Consider the following 17,165-nt stretch of genomic DNA (forward strand, 5'->3'; position numbering starts at 1 on the left):
GGTACTAGGGCTGCAGTGGGCAAGCGTTCTGTTCGGTGGTGACAGGAGAACGCTCCGGAGACTGTGTGGAGTCGACGGGACTGTTTTCTTGGTCGGATCCGTAGGGTCGATGCATGACCGTTTTGGACGAGACCACCAGCGAGCCGAGTGACACGCGCGGACGCGTGGCCGAACTGCATGCCCTTCGTGAGGAGGCCCGTCGTGGGCCGAGTGAGAGGGCGACCGAGGCGCAGCATGCGAAGGGCAAGCTGACGGCGCGGGAGCGGATCGGGCTGTTGCTGGATGAGGGGTCGTTCCATGAGGTCGAGCAGTTGCGTCGGCACCGGGCGACGGGGTTCGGTCTGGAGGCGAAGAAGCCGTACACGGATGGTGTGATCACCGGGTGGGGCACGGTCGAGGGCCGCACGGTGTTTGTGTACGCGCATGATTTCCGGATCTTCGGCGGGGCGCTGGGTGAGGCGCATGCCACGAAGATCCACAAGATTATGGACATGGCGATCTCGGCGGGTGCGCCGCTGGTGTCGCTGAACGACGGTGCGGGTGCGCGGATCCAGGAGGGTGTCTCGGCGCTGGCCGGGTATGGCGGGATCTTCCAGCGCAACACCCGTGCGTCGGGGGTGATCCCGCAGATTTCGGTGATGCTGGGCCCGTGCGCGGGCGGGGCTGCCTACAGTCCGGCGCTGACCGATTTCGTGTTCATGGTGCGGGAGACCTCGCAGATGTTCATCACCGGGCCGGATGTGGTCAAGGCGGTGACGGGTGAGGAGATCTCGCAGAACGGGCTGGGCGGTGCGGATGTGCACGCCGAGACCTCGGGGGTGGCGCACTTCGCCTACGACGACGAGGAGACCTGCATCGCCGAGGTGCGCTATCTGCTGGCGATGCTGCCGTCGAACAACCGGGAGAACCCGCCGGTGGTGGCTTCGGACGATCCGGCCGACCGGCGCAGTGAGGCGCTGCTGGACCTGGTGCCGGCGGACGGCAACCGGCCCTACGACATGCACAAGGTGATCGAGGAGCTCGTCGACGACGGCGACTACCTGGAGATCCACGAGCGCTGGGCCCGCAACATCATCTGCGCGCTGGCCCGTCTGGACGGGCAGGTGGTGGGGATTGTGGCCAACCAGCCGCAGTCGCTGGCCGGGGTGCTGGACATCGAGGCCTCCGAGAAGGCGGCCCGGTTTGTGCAGATGTGCGACGCGTTCAACATCCCGATCGTGACGCTGCTGGACGTGCCGGGGTTCCTGCCCGGGGTGGACCAGGAGCACGGCGGGATCATCCGGCACGGCGCGAAGCTGCTGTACGCGTACTGCAACGCCACCGTGCCCCGTATTTCGCTGATCCTGCGCAAGGCGTATGGCGGGGCGTACATCGTGATGGACAGCCAGTCCATCGGCGCGGACCTGACCTACGCGTGGCCGACCAACGAGATCGCGGTGATGGGCGCCGAGGGTGCCGCCAATGTCATCTTCCGCCGGCAGATCGCCGATGCCGAGGACCCCGAGGCGATGCGGGTGCGCATGGTCAAGGAGTACAAGGCCGAGCTGATGCACCCGTACTACGCCGCCGAGCGCGGTCTGGTCGACGACGTCATCGACCCGGCCGAGACCCGCGGGGTGCTGATCGCATCCCTGGCCATGCTCCGCACCAAGCACGCCGACCTGCCCTCCCGCAAACACGGCAACCCCCCGCAGTGATCCTGCGAAGACTGGAGCCTGATCGCCCATGAGTACTTCCGCCGAAAGCCCGTTGTCCTCCTCTCTGCTGCGCGTCGAGAAGGGTCAAGCCGACCCCGAGGAGCTGGCCGCGATCACCGCGGTGCTGCTCGCGCGTGCGGCCGCGCAGCCTGAGGCTCCGGCCGCGCACCGTGGCCGCTCCACGGCCGGCTGGCGCCGCCTGGAGCGCCAGCGGGGCTTCCAGCCCTCCCACAGCTGGCAGGGCTGACGCCCGGCCTTCCTACGGCCTTCTGCGGCCCCGCCCACCGGTGTTGGTGGACGGGGCCGTTGTTTGTTCCCGGGGGCGCTGCCCCCGGACCCCCGCGCCTCAAACGCCGGCGGGGCTGAAGTTCAGCCCGTCCGGCGTTTGAGGACATGCGGCCGAAGGTCGCATACGGGGTTCGGGGCGGAGCCCCGTCGGGGGGCTGGGGGCTTGCCCCCAGTTCGGGAAGGGGCGGGGTGGGGAACAGGCCCGCCGCAGGCGCCCCCCCGTACAGCAGAGAGCCCCCGCCCTCCCGAAGGAGCGCGGGGGCTTCCCCACAGAGACAGACACGCGACCGCGGCAGGCGGCTTACCGCAGGCGCGCCATCAGCGCGTGCTCAACCAGGGTGATGAGCGCGCTCTTCGCGTCCGCGCGGTGCCGCGCGTCCGTCGTGATGATCGGGGTGTCGGGGCCGATCTGCAGCGCCTCCCGCACCTCTTCCGGGTTGTACGGCTGGTGTCCGTCGAAGCCGTTGAGGGCGATGACGAAGGGCAGTCCGCTGTTCTCGAAGTAGTCGACCGCCGGGAAGCAGTCCGCGAGGCGGCGCGTGTCGACGAGGACGACGGCGCCGATGGCGCCGCGGACCAGGTCGTCCCACATGAACCAGAAGCGGTCCTGTCCGGGCGTGCCGAACAGGTACAGGATCAGGTCCTGGTCCAGGGTGATACGGCCGAAGTCCATCGCGACGGTGGTCGTCGTCTTGTCTCCGGTGTGCGTGAGGTCGTCGATGCCCGCGGACGCAGACGTCATCACGGCTTCGGTACGCAGCGGGTTGATCTCCGAGACGGCGCCGACGAACGTGGTCTTGCCCACGCCGAAGCCGCCCGCCACCACGATCTTCGCGCTGGTGGTTGAGCGGGCTGCACCGCCGCTAGAGCTTGCGAAGTCCACTGAGCACCCTTTCGAGCAGTGTCACGGCTGGCTGGCCGCCGGCGGACTCGTCGCCGCCGGGCTGGTGAATGGCGACAAGTCCGGCCTCCGCCAGGTCGGCGACGAGGATCCGGGCAACGCCGAGGGGAATGGTGAGAAGCGCCGAGATCTCCGCGACCGACTTGATCTCGATGCACAGCCGGCAGATCCGCTGGTGCTCGGGCAACTGCCCTTGCAGCCGGGAGGGATCGGCCGTGGTGCTGACCAGTGCCTCGATGGCGAGCTGGTAGCGCGGCCGCGTACGGCCGCCGGTCATGGCGTAGGGACGCACCAACGGGTTGTGCGCCGCGGGTGCGGCCTCCGGCGCCCGCCGGGGCTGCACCGGCTGAATACGCGGCTGCTGCGGCTGGTTGTACGACGGGTCGTACGGCGACTGCGGCTGCTGGTAGGGCTGCTGGGCGCCCTGTCTGCTCGGCGTAGAAGGAAAGTTGAAACGGTTCTGAGAGTGATCACCAGGCGTTTGGTGAGCACCGTCATAGGGGCGTCCGCCCGGGGGTGTTGCCACGTTTCCTCCTCCGACTGCCGCTCGCCGGTTCCATGTCCCTGTGGAGCCCGCGCCACCGCACCCTATGGTGCGGTGGCGTGAAACGCACTGTCTGTCTGTTAGTTGAGAAGACTTCCCTGGAGCTCCGCACGGAGGTCCGGCGTCAGCACGCTGCCCGCACGGTCCACCAGCAGAGCCATCTCGTAACCCACCAGACCGATGTCGGCCTCGGGGTGTGCGAGTACGGCCAGCGAGGAACCGTCGGAGATGGACATGAGGAAGAGGAAGCCTCGTTCCATCTCCACCACCGTCTGGTTGACCGCACCGCCTTCGAAGATCCTGGACGCCCCCGCGGTGAGCGAGGTCAGACCGGAGGCAACTGCCGCCAGCTGATCGGCTCGGTCCCGCGGGAAACCCTCGGACATCGCCAGCAGGAGTCCGTCGGCGGAGACCACCACTGTGTGGGACACCCCAGGGGTGTTGTCCACGAAGTTGGTGATCAACCAGTTCAGATTCTGCGCCGCCTGGCTCATCGGGCTCACACTAACGCTCCTGGTTGTAGGTACTGCCCGGGCCGAAGCCCAGTCCGTTCGTGTCCGTTCCCGCGCTGCGTCCCTGCTGGACACCGCGCCGCAGGTTGCTCAACCTGCCGCGCACGGCGTCCGGGGCGCGGGAGACCTGGGGGCCGCCCTGGGGCGTCTGCTCCGCGGTGCCCTCGATGAGATTGGCCTTGGGCACCCGCCGCGGAAGGCCGGAGGAGGTGACCCCGCCCGCCTTCGGATCGCGAAGCTTCTCCGCCCGCTGCCAGCGCTCGTCGTTGGTCGAGCGCCAGTCCTCGGAGCCGGTGGCGCTGATGCTGTTGCCGGGCGCCTCGGTCTGATCGCTCTGCGGAGCCTGTCGGTCCTGCTCCGCCGGCTGCTGCCACTGCTGCTCGGACTGCGGCTGCTGGGTGCTGCCGCGCCGCGGGAGACCGGCGTTGGTCATCGCGTGGCTGCTGCTCGGAGCGGGCCCGGGTCGGTCGAAGCCTACGCGGTCGGGAGCGTTCGCGGGAGCGCCGGGGGCAGATTCCGCTTCCGCCCGGTACTCCGGCTCGTACGCACCCTGGTACGGACCTTGATCCTGCCACTCCGCCTGGTGGGACGGGGTGTCGTACTGACCGTCGTACTGAGCGTCGGACCCCTGCGAAGCCTGGTAATTGGCTTCCGCATATGCGCCCGCGGGCTGGTCCTGCTGCTCCTGGTACTCCTGGTGCTCGGGGTAGCCACCGGGCGTCTGGTAGCCGTCGTACGCCTGCTGGTCCTGGGCGTAACCCTGCTCCTGGAACTCCTGGCCGTACTCGGAGCCGTACTGCTGCTGCTCCTGCGGGTAGTCCGCCTCGTCGCGGAAGAGGGGGCGCTCACCGCCCTGAGCCTGCGCCTCCAGCGCCGCACGGCGCTCCTCGCGCATCAGCGAGCGGCCCACCGGGTCGAGCTGCGGAGAGCCCTCGGACTGCTCCTCGTACCGCGAGTCGTCGAAGCCGAGCTCCGCCGCCGTGCGCATCGGCGCACTCTGGAGCGGGGGGTGCTCGTAGGACTGCTGCTCCGGAATGATCTGGGAGACCGTGAAGTCGTCCTCGGGGAGCGCCTCGCCACCGCCACCGTGGGTGATGGCGTCGGGGAGCATGACCAGCGAGGTGGTGCCCGCCTGCTCGCCGGAGGGGCGCAGCTGGACGCGGACGCCGTGCCGGTCGGCGAGGCGGCCGACCACGAACAGGCCCATGCGCTGCGAGACGGCGGCGTCCACGGTCGGCGGGTTGGCCAGCTTGTGGTTGATGTCGGCAAAGTCCTCGGCAGTCAGGCCGATGCCCTTGTCGTGGATCTCGATCATGACTCGACCGTCGGGGAGACGGGTTGCCGTCACCCGAACCTTGGTCTGCGGCGAGGAGAACGTCGTGGCGTTCTCCAGAAGCTCGGCCAGCAGGTGCACGAGGTCGGTCACGGCCTGGCCGTGGATGTCCGTCTCCGGGACACCGGTGAGCTCGATGCGCTCGTACGACTCCACCTCGGAGGAGGCGGCACGCAGCACGTCGACGAGCGGCACCGGCTGGTTCCAGCGGCGGCCGGGCTCCTCGCCCGCGAGGACGAGGAGGTTCTCGCCGTTGCGGCGCATACGGGTCGCCAGGTGGTCCAGCCGGAAGAGGTTCTCCAGCTGGTCCGGGTCGGCCTCGTTGTTCTCCAGGTCGGTGATCAGGGTCAGCTGGCCCTCGATCAGCGACTGGTTGCGGCGCGAGAGGTTGGTGAAGATCGCGTTGACGTTGCCACGGAGCATGGCCTGCTCGGCGGCGAGCCGCACGGCCTCGCGGTGGACCTGGTCGAAGGCGCGGGCGACTTCGCCGATCTCGTCCTGGGTGTCGATCGGGATCGGCTGCACCCGGGTGTCGACGCGGCCCGGCTCCGTACGTGAGAGCTGGTCGACCAGCATCGGCAGGCGCTGCTCGGCGATGCCGAAGGCGGCGGTGCGCAGCTGGCGCATCGAGCGGCTCATCTGGCGGGCCATGAGACCGGCCAGGATGAAGGCGGTGAGCAGGGCGATCACGACGATGGCGCCGGTGGTGATGGCGTCGCGCTTGGCGTCGTCGGAGATCTCGGCGGCCTCGGTCACGGACTTGGTGAGGAGGTCGTTCTCGATCTCGGTGTAGCCGTCGAACTTGGCGGTGGCCGCACCCATCCACACCTCGGGCGTGGTGCCGCCCTGCTTCAGCTCCTTGGGGCTGAGCCCCTGGCCGATCGCGGCGGACATGCCCGCCAGGACCGAGCCCTTGTCGTCCTTCGGCGGGTTGAGGCCGGCGGCCTTGAGCTTCTTGCCGCCCTCGACGGCCTTGGCCGTCATGATCTGCTCGAGCTTGTCGGCGTCGTCCTGCGTACCGCCGGAGACGTACTCGGCGAGCGCGATCTGCTCGAGGTAGTTGTACGAGTTGAACGCGATGGTCTGCTTCGCGCGGATCGTGTCGTCCTGGCTGGGCCGGATCAGCAGGTGCAGACCGATGGAGCGCTGGAGCGACGCGGCGGCCTTGGCCAGCTGGACCGCGTAGACCGTACGGCCGTAGCTGGTGATGTTGCCGGTGCCCAGGCCTAGCTCGTTGGAGAACTCCATCAGCGAGTGCTGGACCTTGACGTAGCTCTCTTCGGTGCCGACCGCGGACTTCTTCTCGACGGCCTCGGTGTAGGCGAACTTGCGGATGTCGGCGAGGCCGGGCTCCTCGGCCCGGAAGAGGCTCAGACGGCGCTCCAGGCCCTGCTTCTCGGGCAGAACCTTGACGGCCTCGTCGAACTTACTCTTCGCGTTGTCCGTGTTCGCGTACGCCTTGGTGACTTCCGGATCCTGGCGGGCACCGGCGAGCAGCTTGGGCGCCGTGAGGTCACGCTCGTTGAGCAGCGCCTGGCCGTACTCCGAGGCGGCGCGCACGATCAGCGCCGTCTTCTCGGCGTCCTGTGCCTCCTGCCAGGTGTCGATGGACGACTTGACCTGGAAGCCGCCCATCACCAGCCCGACGAGCACGGGTATGAGCAGGATCGCGTTCAGACGGGTGGGCACCCGCCAGTTGCGCGGGGACAGCCGGCTGGAGCTTCCGGTGGCCGGGGACGGACCGGGCGCATCCGCAGGCGACGCCGCTGTGCGCGGCGGCGGGGTGAAGTTACCCCGCGCCTGCTGCTCTGCGGAGCTCGTCATGCTTCGCCTCACTCGACCAACAACCTCTCGGCGTCGGCACCTACGCTGTGCCGTGTTTCGTTCAGAGCTCTACTACTCGGGAGTTCGTCGAATTCCAGCACGCGGAGGGGCCCCGTTCCAAACAGTTGGAATTGGCCATTCCGTGTGTGCAGACCCGAGATATTTCGGGCATATAGAGCAAGTGGCGTCAAATTGCGGGTAAAAAGTGAGCGCAGGGACACCGGCCGGATGCACCGGGTGGCCGAGCCATCTTAATTCTCTGTCGAAACGTTATGAACACGAGGGCGGACCGTGTCAAAGGACACAGTCCGCCCACGCATAACTACGACAACTGCCGTATGTCGGTGTCTACTTGAGGCGGGCCATCAGGGCGTGCTCCACCAGCGTGATCAGCGCGGACTTGGCATCGGCACGATGACGGGCGTCCGTCGTGATGATCGGGGTGTCCGGGCCGATCTGCAGCGCCTCCCGCACTTCCTCCGGATTGTACGGCTGATGTCCCTCGAAGCCGTTGAGGGCGACGACGAAGGGCAGTCCGCTGTTCTCGAAGTAGTCGACCGCCGGGAAGCAGTCCGCGAGACGGCGCGTGTCGACGAGGACGACGGCGCCGATGGCGCCGCGGACCAGGTCGTCCCACATGAACCAGAAGCGGTCCTGTCCGGGAGTGCCGAACAGGTACAGGATCAGGTCCTGATCCAGGGTGATACGGCCGAAGTCCATGGCCACCGTCGTGGTGGTCTTGTCCCCGGTGTGCGTGAGGTCGTCGATGCCCGCGGACGCAGACGTCATCACGGCTTCGGTACGCAGCGGGTTGATCTCCGAGACGGCGCCGACGAACGTGGTCTTGCCCACGCCGAAGCCGCCCGCCACCACGATCTTCGCGCTGGTTGTCGATCGGGCAGCGCCGCCGCTAGAGCTTGCGAAGTCCACTGAGCACCCTTTCGAGCAGTGTCACATCCGGCGTGCCGCCGGCCTCTCCGTTGCCCGGCTGATGGATGGCCACCATGCCCGCCTCCGCCAGGTCGGCGACGAGGATACGGGCAACCCCGAGCGGCATCGACAGCAGCGCCGAGACCTCGGCCACCGACTTGACCTCACGGCACAGGTGGCAGATCCGCTGGTGCTCCGGCAGCAGCCCGGCCAGGTGCGCCGGGTCGGCCGTGGTGCTGACCAGTGCCTCTATCGCGAGCTGGTAGCGCGGCCGGGTCCGGCCGCCGGTCATGGCGTACGGACGGACCAGCGGCTGATCGCCTTCTCCGTACGACGCGTCGACTGAGGCGCCGTACGGATCGTGAGAGGCGGGTGGCGGGGTCATGAATCCTCCGGGCGTGACAGCAAGTGGTCTGCGTGCCGTCTGAGTGGAGCCGGTGGGGGGCCTGTGGGCGGCCTGACGGTAACTGTGCGGTGGCGTCTATCTGAAACACCTCGTGGGGGAGGCGGATATCAGTGCAGCAGGCTCCCCTGGAGCTCGGCGCGCAGGTCCGGAGTGAGGACGCTGCCCGCCCGGTCGACCAGGAGGGCCATCTCGTAGCCCACGAGGCCGATGTCGCACTCGGGGTGTGCGAGCACGGCCAGCGAGGAACCGTCGGAGACGGACATGAGGAACAGGAAACCGCGCTCCATCTCGACCACGGTCTGGCTGACCGGGCCGCCTTCGAAGATCCGGGAGGCGCCCGCGGTCAGCGAGGTCAGCCCGGAGGCCACGGCCGCCAGCTGATCGGCGCGGTCGCGCGGGAAACCTTCTGACATTGCCAGCAGAAGACCGTCGGCGGAGACCACCACTGTGTGGGACACCCCAGGGGTGTTGTCCACGAAATTGGTGATCAACCAGTTCAGATTCTGCGCCGCCTGGCTCATCGGGCTCAACTAGTGCTCCTGCTGGTGAGTGGGGCCGAGGTTGAAGCTGCCGGTCGTCGAATTCTGCTGACGGCCCTGCTGAATGCCACGACGGAGATTGGTCAGCCGGCCGCGTACATCATCGGGTGCACGCGAAACCTGCGGTCCGGCCTGGTGGTTCTGCTCCTGGGCGGTTCCCGGCACAAGGTTGGCGCGCGGGACCCGACGGGGCAGACCAGAGGTGGTGACGCCGCCCGCCGCGGGCTTCCTGACCCGCTCGGCCTGGCGTACCAACTCGTCATTGGGCGAGGAGCGCCATGCGGCACCACTCGCGTTGGGCGCGTTGCCCGGGGTCGCCGGGCTCTGCGCGGGGGCGCGCTGCGGCATCGGCGGAACGGGACGCTCCGCCGGCTGCTGCGGGACAGCTGCCGACGGACCCTGCGGCTGCTGCTGCGCGGACTGACCGCTCTGCGGACCGTGGAACCAGTTCGTCTCCAGCGTGTCGTACAGCGGAGTACGGCCGTCGCCGGGACCGGCCGGCGGCAGCGCCTCGGGCTGCGGCTGCGGAGGCAGCGCATTCGCGGGGCGCGGGGCGCGGAAGCCGTCCTGGCCACCGCGCGGACGCGGAGCCTGGGCGGGAGCGGGCGGGGCGTTGAAGTCCGGACGCGCGAACTGCGCGGTGGACGCCGGGTCCTGCGAACCGGCGCCCGAGCCGTTCACGTCCGGGCGGGCGTACTGACCCGTGGACGAGGAGTCCGGAGCGCCGAACACGTCGGGCCGTACGAACTGCCCGGTGGCACCGGCACCACCGCGCGGCGGGCCCGCGTTGTAGTCGGGCCGCGCGAACTCCGACGTCGAGCCCGCACCGCGCCCGGAGTCGCTGTCCTCGTGCCCGCGCGGAGAGTCCGCGGCATGGCGCCGAGGGGCGCCCTGCTGCTCGTTGCCCCAGCTGGTGGCCTGGGGGCGCTGCGGCTCCTCGCGGCGGGGGCTGCCGGGCAGTTCGGCGCGCGGACCGCCGGACGCCGGCAGCTGCCGGCCGCGGTCGCCCGCGCCCGGCGCACTCTGCGGGAAGCCGTTCTGCCGCTCGTTGCGGGCCGGGGCGTTCTGCGCGCCACGTCCCGCACCGGAGCCGAAGGCCCCGGCGAGACCGCGGCCCTGCCCCTGGGAGGCCTGTTGGCCCTGGCCCGGAGCACCGTCACGGGCCGGCAGCGCGGCACGCGCACCCGAGCCCGCACCGACCTGGCCGCGCGGCGCACCGGTACCGAGCCGACCGCCCGCGGGAGCCCCTGCGGGACCCGCGCCGGGGCCGCCGCCGAGACCGGGACGGCCGCCGCCCGTACCGCCGGGACGGCCGCCGATACCCGCCGGACCACCCGGCCCCGGGGGAACGGCGCCCTGGCCGCCCGCACCGGGCATGCCCGTCGGAGGCTTCTTGCCGCCGTTGGCGACATCGACGGGGAGCATGACCAGCGCGGTCGTACCACCGGAGTCGGAGGGGCGCAGCTGGATGCGGATGCCGTGTCGCAGGGACAGCCGGCCGACCACGAACAGACCCATGCGGCGCGAGACCGAGACGTCCACGGTGGGCGGCGACGCCAGCCGCTCGTTGATCGCGGCGAGGTCCTCGGGGGAGAGGCCGATGCCGGTGTCGTGGATCTCGACCAGCACACGGCCGTCGGGCAGTGCGTGACCGGTGACGCGGACCTTGGTCTGCGGCGAGGAGAAGGAGGTCGCGTTCTCGAGCAGCTCGGCGAGGAGGTGCACGAGGTCGTTGACGACGCGTCCGGCGACCTCGGTCCCGGGGACCGAGGCCAGTTCGATGCGCTCGTACTGCTCCACCTCGGAGGCGGCGGCACGGAGCACGTCGACCAGCGGGACCGGCCGGGTCCACCGGCGGCCCGGCTCCTCGCCCGCGAGGACGAGGAGGTTTTCGCCGTTCCGGCGCATACGGGTCGCGAGGTGGTCCAGCTTGAAGAGGGAGGACAGCTGGTCCGGGTCGGCCTCGCGGGACTCCAGCTCGGAGATGAGCGAGAGCTGACGCTGGATAAGACCCTGGCTGCGGCGCGAGAGGTTGGTGAACATCGCGTTGACGTTGCCCCGCAGAAGGGCCTGCTCGGCGGCGAGGCGGACGGCCTCGCGGTGCACGTCGTCGAAGGCCGCGGCCACCTGGCCGATCTCGTCCCGGGAGTGCACACCGACGGACTCGACGGAGGTGTCGACGTCCTGCGGGTCCGACTCGGACAGCTGCTTGACCAGCTCGGGCAGACGGTCCTGGGCGACCCTGGTCGCGGTGTCCTGCAGCCGGCGCAGCGAGCGGATCATGGAGCGGGCCACGACGAAGGCGCCCACGAGGGAGACACCGAGGACGATGAGGATCAGTGCACCGTTGATGATCGCCTCGCGCTGCGAGGCCTCACGCAGCTCACGGGCCTTGGTCTCCATCTGGCCGAGCAGCGTGGCCTCGATGGTCTTCATGGCGTTGATGCGGACCGTGTAGTCGTCGGTCCAGTCCAGGTGCGAGCGAATGGGCTTCTGGGAAGCCAGGCCGTTCTTGGTGTCCAGCACGCGCTTGGCGTAGAGCTCGGCCGCCTCGATGGTCGGGTTGCCGTCCTCCATCGGTTCCGTCAGCTCGTCGGCGTTGCCGCCGGAGGACTCGTAGACCGCCTTGAAGGCCTTGAGCTGGGTCTCGCCTTGCTCGCGGGCGGCCTGGCCGTACTGCCGGTCGGACTCGGTCAGGCCGGGGACCACGCCCTTGTCGCCGATCGGGAGCGCTGCGGCGATGACGGCGCGCTGGATGGAGGCGTACTCCTTGGCGGACGAGAAGGCCGCCAGGGCGCGGGTCCGCTTGATCATCTCCGGGTTGTTCGTCGCCTGCGCCATGTCCTGGGACAGGCTCAGCAGGGCGTCGATCAGCCGGCTGTACTTGTCGATGGTGAGGGAGGTCGGCTGCTCCGCCTTGTACGCGTTGGCCCGGATGCCGTTGAGTTCGTGGACCTGGACGGCGATCTGGTTCGCGTTGGCCCGGATGCTCTCCAGGGCCTCGTCCTCATCCGTGTTGGGGATGTCGCGGGTGGCATCGAGGAAGGCGTTCCTGGCCCGGTCGGTCGCGGTGCGGGGACCTGTGACCTTGAAGTCGGTGACGGCGGCAGGGTCGTTGCGAATCGGGCCCGCCGACAGGTCGCGCTCCGTCTGGAGCTGCGTCGCCAGTTCGGTCGCCTGCTTGGTCATCTTGGTGAGCAGCTGCATGTGATCCAGCTGCTTCATGTCTTCCATGGACTCGTTGATACGGAGTCCGCCCAGCGTGGTCGCTGCGACGACCGGCAGGGTCAGCAGGGAGACAAGGCGCGTGCTGATGCGCCAGTTGCGCAGGGCTATTCGCGGCCCGGTGTCCGTCGGTCCCTTCGGCTTCAGCGGGGCCGTGGGCCTCTCGCCGCCGGGTGCCGCAGTGCCGGGGCGCGCGGCACGTTCGCCGCTGTCGCCGGGCGCTGCCGGTCCCTGGTTTTGGGTGTGCTGGGGCGAGGAGCCGCGGTCGGTCCCGCCGCGCGGCTCCTGTTCCGCCGCAGCGCTGCCATCCCTCTTGAAACGTCCCTGCACTAGCGTCGCAACCTCTGGACCAGGCGTCCCTCCGCTCTCACGGCGGGACGGTGTCGGCGTCTCGGGGCGAAAATATGGTGCCCCATGGTGGTCGTTGAGTGACCGGCGCTGCTCCCCCTTTCCCGCCGCCACTCGGCGCTGCGTTGCGCCCCATGCGCGCCGGCCTGAAACCGCGGCGGTGCGTGGAATTCCAGCACAGTGCAGGATCTCCAACAAGAGCCGTGTACCGGCCTGTGACCTGGATGACGCGGTGTGAGCGTCGCGTCACAAGACGTAGAAATGGTTCACGGATGAAACGGACTTTTCCGTACGAGTCGCTTAGGGGTGGGGGGTGTCCCAGTAGCGATGATCAGGAGCGGAATGGTCGCTTCAGTGGCGCAATGTCCGTTTCCCTCAACTGACCCGTCATCCGGAATGTCCGAATTGACTGTCAACTCGTGAGGAAACTCACACGTAGATCGCTGAGTCTTCCGGGCTTTCCCGGGGAATTGGATGTTTAGCCTGACGCTTTACAGGGATGGGAAATCCGTCAACCCGGCGTTAACCGCAGCGCCCGCACACCGACAAGGTCTGAAACAACCGATGAAGACGACGATGATGTTCCGCAACATAGCCAACCCCCGGCGTACCACGCTCGCGCACCTCACGGACGCGGACGAACTGCAGATGCCGGAACAGCCGGAGCACGCGATCGATCTTCCCATGCAGACGGCCAACCCCCGCCGCACGGTCCTGATGGACGCCCCCGCCCAGTAATACGCGAGGCGGTGCCCCCACCAATACGCGAGGCGGTCCCCGCACCCGCGTTAGCCTGGAGCGTCAGACTCCAGCCAGCGTCATCAAAAGAGGGGCACCCGCATCCCGTGCGCATCGCCAGGTTCTCCATCGACGGCAATGTGGCCTTCGGCGCGGTCGAGGGCGAAGGCCCCGACGGCCTCGTCCTCGACATCATCAAGGGCATCCCGTTCGCGGACTTCGAGCTCTCCGGCACCAAGGTCCCGCTGGCTCCCGGCTCCAAGGACAGGGTCCGGCTGCTGCCGCCCGTGCTTCCCAGCAAGGTCGTGGCCTTCGGCCGCAACTACGCGGAGCACGCCGCGGAGCTCGGCAACGAGGTCCCCGACGCGCCGTTCGCCTTCTTCAAGCCGTCCACCTCGGTGATCGGCCCCGGCGACCCCATCGCGTACCCCTCCTTCTCGCAGGAACTGCACCACGAGGCCGAACTGGCCGTGGTCATCGGCCGGATGTGCCGCGAGGTCCCGCTCGAGCGGGTCAAGGACGTCATCCTCGGCTACACCTGCGCCAACGACGTCACCGCCCGCGACGTCCAGAAGCGCGAGAAGCAATGGGCCCGGGCCAAGGGCTTCGACAGCTCCTGCCCGCTCGGCCCCTGGGTGGAGACCGACCTCGACCCGAGCGACCTTGCCATCCAGTGCACGGTCAACGGCGAACAGCGCCAGCTCGGCCGTACGAGCCAGATGATCCACTCCATCGAGGAGCTGATCGTCAATGCCTCCGAGGCGATGACACTGCTCCCCGGCGACGTCGTCCTCACCGGCACACCGGCCGGGGTCGGCCCGCTCAACGTCGGCGACGAGGTCGCCGTCACCATTCAAGGCATCGGCACTCTCACCAACAAGGTGATCAAGCGTGGCTAACGCGAACGTCCGCGTACGTTTCTGTCCGTCCCCGACCGGCAACCCCCATGTGGGCCTGGTCCGCACCGCCCTGTTCAACTGGGCCTACGCCCGGCACACCGGCGGCACCATGGTCTTCCGTATCGAGGACACCGACGCGGCCCGCGACTCCGAGGAGTCGTACAACCAGCTGCTCGACTCGATGCGCTGGCTGGGCCTGGACTGGGACGAGGGCCCCGAGGCGGGCGGCCCGCACGCCCCCTACCGCCAGTCGCAGCGGATGGACGTCTACCAGGACGTCGCCGAGAAGCTGATGGCCGGCGGCTACGCGTACGAGTGCTTCTGCACCGCCGTCGAGCTGGAGGCCCGCCGCGACGCCGCCCGTCTGGCCGGCAAGCCGTCCGGTTACGACGGCACCTGCCGCAACCTCTCCGCCGAGCGCATCGCGCGGTACAAGGACGAGGGCCGCCCGGCCATCGTCCGCTTCAAGATGCCCGACGCGCCGATCACCTTCACCGACCTGGTCCGCGGCGAGCTGACCTTCACCCCGGACAACGTGCCGGACTACGGCATCGTCCGCGCCAATGGCGCCCCGCTGTACACGCTGGTCAACCCGGTCGACGACGCGCTGATGGAGATCACGCACGTACTGCGCGGCGAGGACCTGCTCTCCTCGACCCCGCGCCAGATCGCGCTCTACAAGGCGCTGATCGAGCTGGGCATCGCCAAGGAGATCCCCGCGTTCGGTCACCTCCCGTACGTCATGGGCGAGGGCAACAAGAAGCTCTCCAAGCGCGACCCCCAGGCGTCCCTGAACATCTACCGGGAGCGCGGCTTCCTCCCGGAGGGCCTGCTCAACTACCTCTCCCTCCTCGGCTGGTCCTTCTCGGCCGACCAGGACGTCTTCTCGATCGAGGAGATGGTGGCGAAGTTCGACGTGGTGGACGTCAACGCCAACCCGGCTCGCTTCGACCTGAAGAAGGCCGAGGCGATCAACGCCGACCACATCCGCCGCCTCGATGTGAAGGCCTTCACCGAGGCGTGCGGCCCCTGGCTGCGGGCCCCGCACGCCAACTGGGCCCCGGAGCAGTTCGACCAGGCGGCCTGGGAGGCGATCGCCCCGCACGCCCAGACCCGGGTGACCGTCCTCTCGGACATCACGGCCAATGTCGACTTCCTCTTCCTGAACGCCCCGGTCGAGGACGAGGCGTCCTGGACGAAGGCGATGAAGGAGGGCTCCGACGCGCTGCTGCGCACGGCCCGCGAGAAGCTGGCCGACGCGGACTGGTCCAGCCCCGAGTCCCTGAAGAACGCGGTCCTGGCGGCGGGCGAGGAGCACGGCCTGAAGCTCGGCAAGGCCCAGGCCCCGGTACGCGTCGCGGTCACGGGCCGCACGGTGGGCCTGCCGCTGTTCGAGTCGCTGGAGATCCTGGGCAAGGACAAGACGCTGGCGCGGATCGACGCGGCGCTGGAGAAGCTCGCGTCCTGACTCCGAGGCACCGCCGAAGCCCGCGTTCTAAGCTCGGCTCATGCCGATCCGCGCGGTCCTGTGGGACATCGACACTGCACTCATCGGGGGATAACCCCCGAACCCCCAGCAGGGGGCGGCGCGGCGGGTACGGTCGGCTCATGCCGATCCGCGCGGTCCTGTGGGACATCGACGACACGATCTTCGACTACGCCCGCGCCGACCGCGCCGGAATGCAGCGGCACCTCGAAGCCGAGGGCCTGGTGGACGGATACGACTCCGTCGACCAGGCCCTCGGTCGTTGGCGCGAGATCACCGACCAGCACTGGGCGCGCTTCTCCGCCGGTGAGACCGACTGGCAGGGGCAGCGCCGCGACCGCGTGCGGTCCTTCACCGGCCGGCCACTCGGCGATGCCGAGGCCGACGCCTGGTTCCAGCGCTACATCGTGCACTTCGAGGCCGCCTGGTCGCTCTTCCCGGACGCCGTCCCCGCGCTCGACCTGCTCGCCGACGGCTACCGCCATGCGGTCCTGTCCAACTCCTCGCTCCACAACCAGGACCGCAAGCTGCGCGTCCTTGGCGTACGCGACCGGTTCGAGGCGGTCGTGTGCGCGGCCGAGCTGGGTGTGTCCAAGCCCGCCCCCGAGGCGTTCCACGCGGCTTGCGAGGCCCTCGCGCTGCCGCCCGAAGAGGTCGCGTACGTGGGGGACCAGCCGGACATCGACGCACTGGGGGCCGTGGCCGCGGGTCTCACCGGTATCTGGCTGGACCGCACCGGCCTCGGAGGGCGTCCTGAACTCACGCGTATCACCGGTCTCGCCCAGCTCCCCGGCCTGCTGCGGCGCGATACTCGTTTTGGAGCGCCGGACACCTTCAGGTAATGTTCTTCCTGCGCCGCCCGAGTGGGCCGAGAGGTCCGGCCGGGGAGCGCAAACCAAACAAACCCCCTCTCGGGGTTGAGTTTTGGTGGGCTATGGTGTAATTGGCAACACTACGGTTTCTGGTACCGTCATTCTAGGTTCGAGTCCTGGTAGCCCAGCTCGCAGAGTTCTTCTGCAAAGCCCCCGTTGTGTAGCGGCCTAGCACGCTGCCCTCTCAAGGCAGTAGCGCCGGTTCGAATCCGGTCGGGGGTACAGATCCATCCTGCTGATCATTCAGGGTCGCACCCGATGACCGCGCAGTGACATCACCCGGCTCTGCCGGGTGGGATCGCTAGGGCCCCCGTTGTGTAGCGGCCTAGCACGCCGCCCTCTCAAGGCGGTAGCGCCGGTTCGAATCCGGTCGGGGGTACTGGTCTAAACCACCATGGCCTATGGTGTAATTGGCAACACTACGGTTTCTGGTACCGTCATTCTAGGTTCGAGTCCTGGTAGGCCAGCTCGCGGAGCTCATCCGCAAAGCCCCCGTTGTGTAGCGGCCTAGCACGCCGCCCTCTCAAGGCGGTAGCGCCGGTTCGAATCCGGTCGGGGGTACGCATCGAAGAGGCCCTCCGCCATCGCGGAGGGCCTCTTCGCGTTCTTCGCGTACGGACCTT

The 17,165-nt window shown here is 68.8% G+C and carries 14 protein-coding genes and 5 tRNA genes; 11 read left to right on the top strand and 8 right to left on the bottom strand.

All coding sequences use genetic code 11. The annotated features are described in order from the left end of the window. The first annotated feature begins 113 nt into the window (after positions 1–113). Both OOK40_RS32280 and OOK40_RS32285 read left to right on the top strand, forming a co-directional pair. Positions 114–1,697, top strand: a complete 1,584-nt coding sequence (locus OOK40_RS32280) for an acyl-CoA carboxylase subunit beta (protein WP_266488701.1) — start codon at positions 114–116, stop codon at positions 1,695–1,697. Positions 1,698–1,725: 28 nt separating this feature from the next. After that, positions 1,726–1,944: an acyl-CoA carboxylase subunit epsilon gene (locus OOK40_RS32285; protein WP_266488702.1), complete on the top strand. Its 219-nt coding sequence runs from the start codon at positions 1,726–1,728 to the stop codon at positions 1,942–1,944. Positions 1,945–2,286: 342 nt separating this feature from the next. Here the strand turns inward: OOK40_RS32285 and OOK40_RS32290 are convergent, their stop codons facing one another. The 8 genes from OOK40_RS32290 to OOK40_RS32325 form a co-directional block, all read right to left on the bottom strand. Further along, a complete protein-coding gene (locus tag OOK40_RS32290) occupies positions 2,287–2,868 on the bottom strand; it encodes an ATP/GTP-binding protein (RefSeq protein WP_050791473.1) in 582 nt (193 codons plus the stop codon). Then, positions 2,849–3,412: a DUF742 domain-containing protein gene (locus OOK40_RS32295; RefSeq protein ID WP_266488705.1), complete on the bottom strand. Its 564-nt coding sequence runs from the start codon at positions 3,410–3,412 to the stop codon at positions 2,849–2,851. Before OOK40_RS32295 ends, OOK40_RS32290 begins: the two co-directional genes overlap by 20 nt. Before the next feature lie 98 nt (positions 3,413–3,510). Beyond that, positions 3,511–3,924, bottom strand: a complete 414-nt coding sequence (locus tag OOK40_RS32300) for a roadblock/LC7 domain-containing protein (protein ID WP_037649449.1) — start codon at positions 3,922–3,924, stop codon at positions 3,511–3,513. A gap of 10 nt (positions 3,925–3,934) precedes the next feature. After that, positions 3,935–7,099 carry a nitrate- and nitrite sensing domain-containing protein gene (locus OOK40_RS32305; RefSeq protein ID WP_266488707.1) on the bottom strand — a complete coding sequence of 1,055 codons (3,165 nt, stop codon included), beginning with the start codon at positions 7,097–7,099 and terminating at the stop codon, positions 3,935–3,937. Positions 7,100–7,447: 348 nt separating this feature from the next. Continuing rightward, positions 7,448–8,029: an ATP/GTP-binding protein gene (locus OOK40_RS32310; protein WP_266488710.1), complete on the bottom strand. Its 582-nt coding sequence runs from the start codon at positions 8,027–8,029 to the stop codon at positions 7,448–7,450. Next, complete coding sequence (locus OOK40_RS32315) at positions 8,010–8,414, bottom strand: DUF742 domain-containing protein (protein ID WP_142213456.1); 405 nt, start codon at positions 8,412–8,414, stop codon at positions 8,010–8,012. The genes OOK40_RS32310 and OOK40_RS32315 overlap by 20 nt, the downstream gene beginning before the upstream one ends. 128 nt (positions 8,415–8,542) lie before the next feature. Beyond that, a complete protein-coding gene (locus OOK40_RS32320; protein WP_142214992.1) occupies positions 8,543–8,956 on the bottom strand; it encodes a roadblock/LC7 domain-containing protein in 414 nt (137 codons plus the stop codon). Between the two features lie 9 nt (positions 8,957–8,965). Then, positions 8,966–12,529, bottom strand: a complete 3,564-nt coding sequence (locus OOK40_RS32325; protein WP_266488715.1) for a sensor histidine kinase — start codon at positions 12,527–12,529, stop codon at positions 8,966–8,968. A gap of 582 nt (positions 12,530–13,111) precedes the next feature. Here OOK40_RS32325 and OOK40_RS32330 point away from each other — a divergent pair. The 9 genes from OOK40_RS32330 (at position 13,112) to OOK40_RS32370 (ending at position 17,103) form a co-directional block, all read left to right on the top strand. Next, on the top strand, positions 13,112–13,285 hold the full coding sequence (locus OOK40_RS32330; RefSeq protein WP_266488717.1) for a hypothetical protein: 174 nt from the start codon (positions 13,112–13,114) through the stop codon (positions 13,283–13,285). Between the two features lie 107 nt (positions 13,286–13,392). Beyond that, positions 13,393–14,184 (top strand): fumarylacetoacetate hydrolase family protein, encoded by a 792-nt coding sequence (locus tag OOK40_RS32335; protein WP_266488719.1) that lies wholly within the window; start codon positions 13,393–13,395, stop codon positions 14,182–14,184. Further along, positions 14,177–15,652: a glutamate--tRNA ligase gene (gene gltX / locus OOK40_RS32340; protein ID WP_266488721.1), complete on the top strand. Its 1,476-nt coding sequence runs from the start codon at positions 14,177–14,179 to the stop codon at positions 15,650–15,652. Before OOK40_RS32335 ends, gltX begins: the two co-directional genes overlap by 8 nt. Before the next feature lie 140 nt (positions 15,653–15,792). Continuing rightward, complete coding sequence (locus OOK40_RS32345) at positions 15,793–16,512, top strand: HAD family hydrolase (RefSeq protein ID WP_266488724.1); 720 nt, start codon at positions 15,793–15,795, stop codon at positions 16,510–16,512. Positions 16,513–16,598: 86 nt separating this feature from the next. Next, a tRNA-Gln gene (locus OOK40_RS32350) sits at positions 16,599–16,670 on the top strand. A gap of 21 nt (positions 16,671–16,691) precedes the next feature. Further along, positions 16,692–16,764 (top strand) — tRNA-Glu (locus OOK40_RS32355). Positions 16,765–16,848: 84 nt separating this feature from the next. Then, positions 16,849–16,921: transfer RNA gene (locus OOK40_RS32360), tRNA-Glu, on the top strand. Positions 16,922–16,937: 16 nt separating this feature from the next. Continuing rightward, positions 16,938–17,009: transfer RNA gene (locus OOK40_RS32365), tRNA-Gln, on the top strand. Between the two features lie 21 nt (positions 17,010–17,030). Beyond that, a tRNA-Glu gene (locus OOK40_RS32370) sits at positions 17,031–17,103 on the top strand. Positions 17,104–17,165: the final 62 nt, after the last annotated feature.

Source organism: Streptomyces sp. NBC_01481 (assembly GCF_026339995.1).
Lineage (GTDB): Bacteria > Actinomycetota > Actinomycetes > Streptomycetales > Streptomycetaceae > Streptomyces.

Excerpts from the sequence above, each read along its gene's own strand:
- OOK40_RS32280 (WP_266488701.1), top strand. The coding sequence starts at position 114 with ATGACCGTTTTGGACGAGACCACCAGCGAGCCGAGTGACACGCGCGGA.
- OOK40_RS32320 (WP_142214992.1), bottom strand. The coding sequence starts at position 8,956 with ATGAGCCAGGCGGCGCAGAATCTGAACTGGTTGATCACCAATTTCGTG.
- OOK40_RS32300 (WP_037649449.1), bottom strand. The coding sequence starts at position 3,924 with ATGAGCCAGGCGGCGCAGAATCTGAACTGGTTGATCACCAACTTCGTG.
- OOK40_RS32305 (WP_266488707.1), bottom strand. The coding sequence starts at position 7,099 with ATGACGAGCTCCGCAGAGCAGCAGGCGCGGGGTAACTTCACCCCGCCG.
- OOK40_RS32285 (WP_266488702.1), top strand. The coding sequence starts at position 1,726 with ATGAGTACTTCCGCCGAAAGCCCGTTGTCCTCCTCTCTGCTGCGCGTC.
- OOK40_RS32315 (WP_142213456.1), bottom strand. The coding sequence starts at position 8,414 with ATGACCCCGCCACCCGCCTCTCACGATCCGTACGGCGCCTCAGTCGAC.
- OOK40_RS32330 (WP_266488717.1), top strand. The coding sequence starts at position 13,112 with ATGAAGACGACGATGATGTTCCGCAACATAGCCAACCCCCGGCGTACC.
- OOK40_RS32345 (WP_266488724.1), top strand. The coding sequence starts at position 15,793 with ATGCCGATCCGCGCGGTCCTGTGGGACATCGACGACACGATCTTCGAC.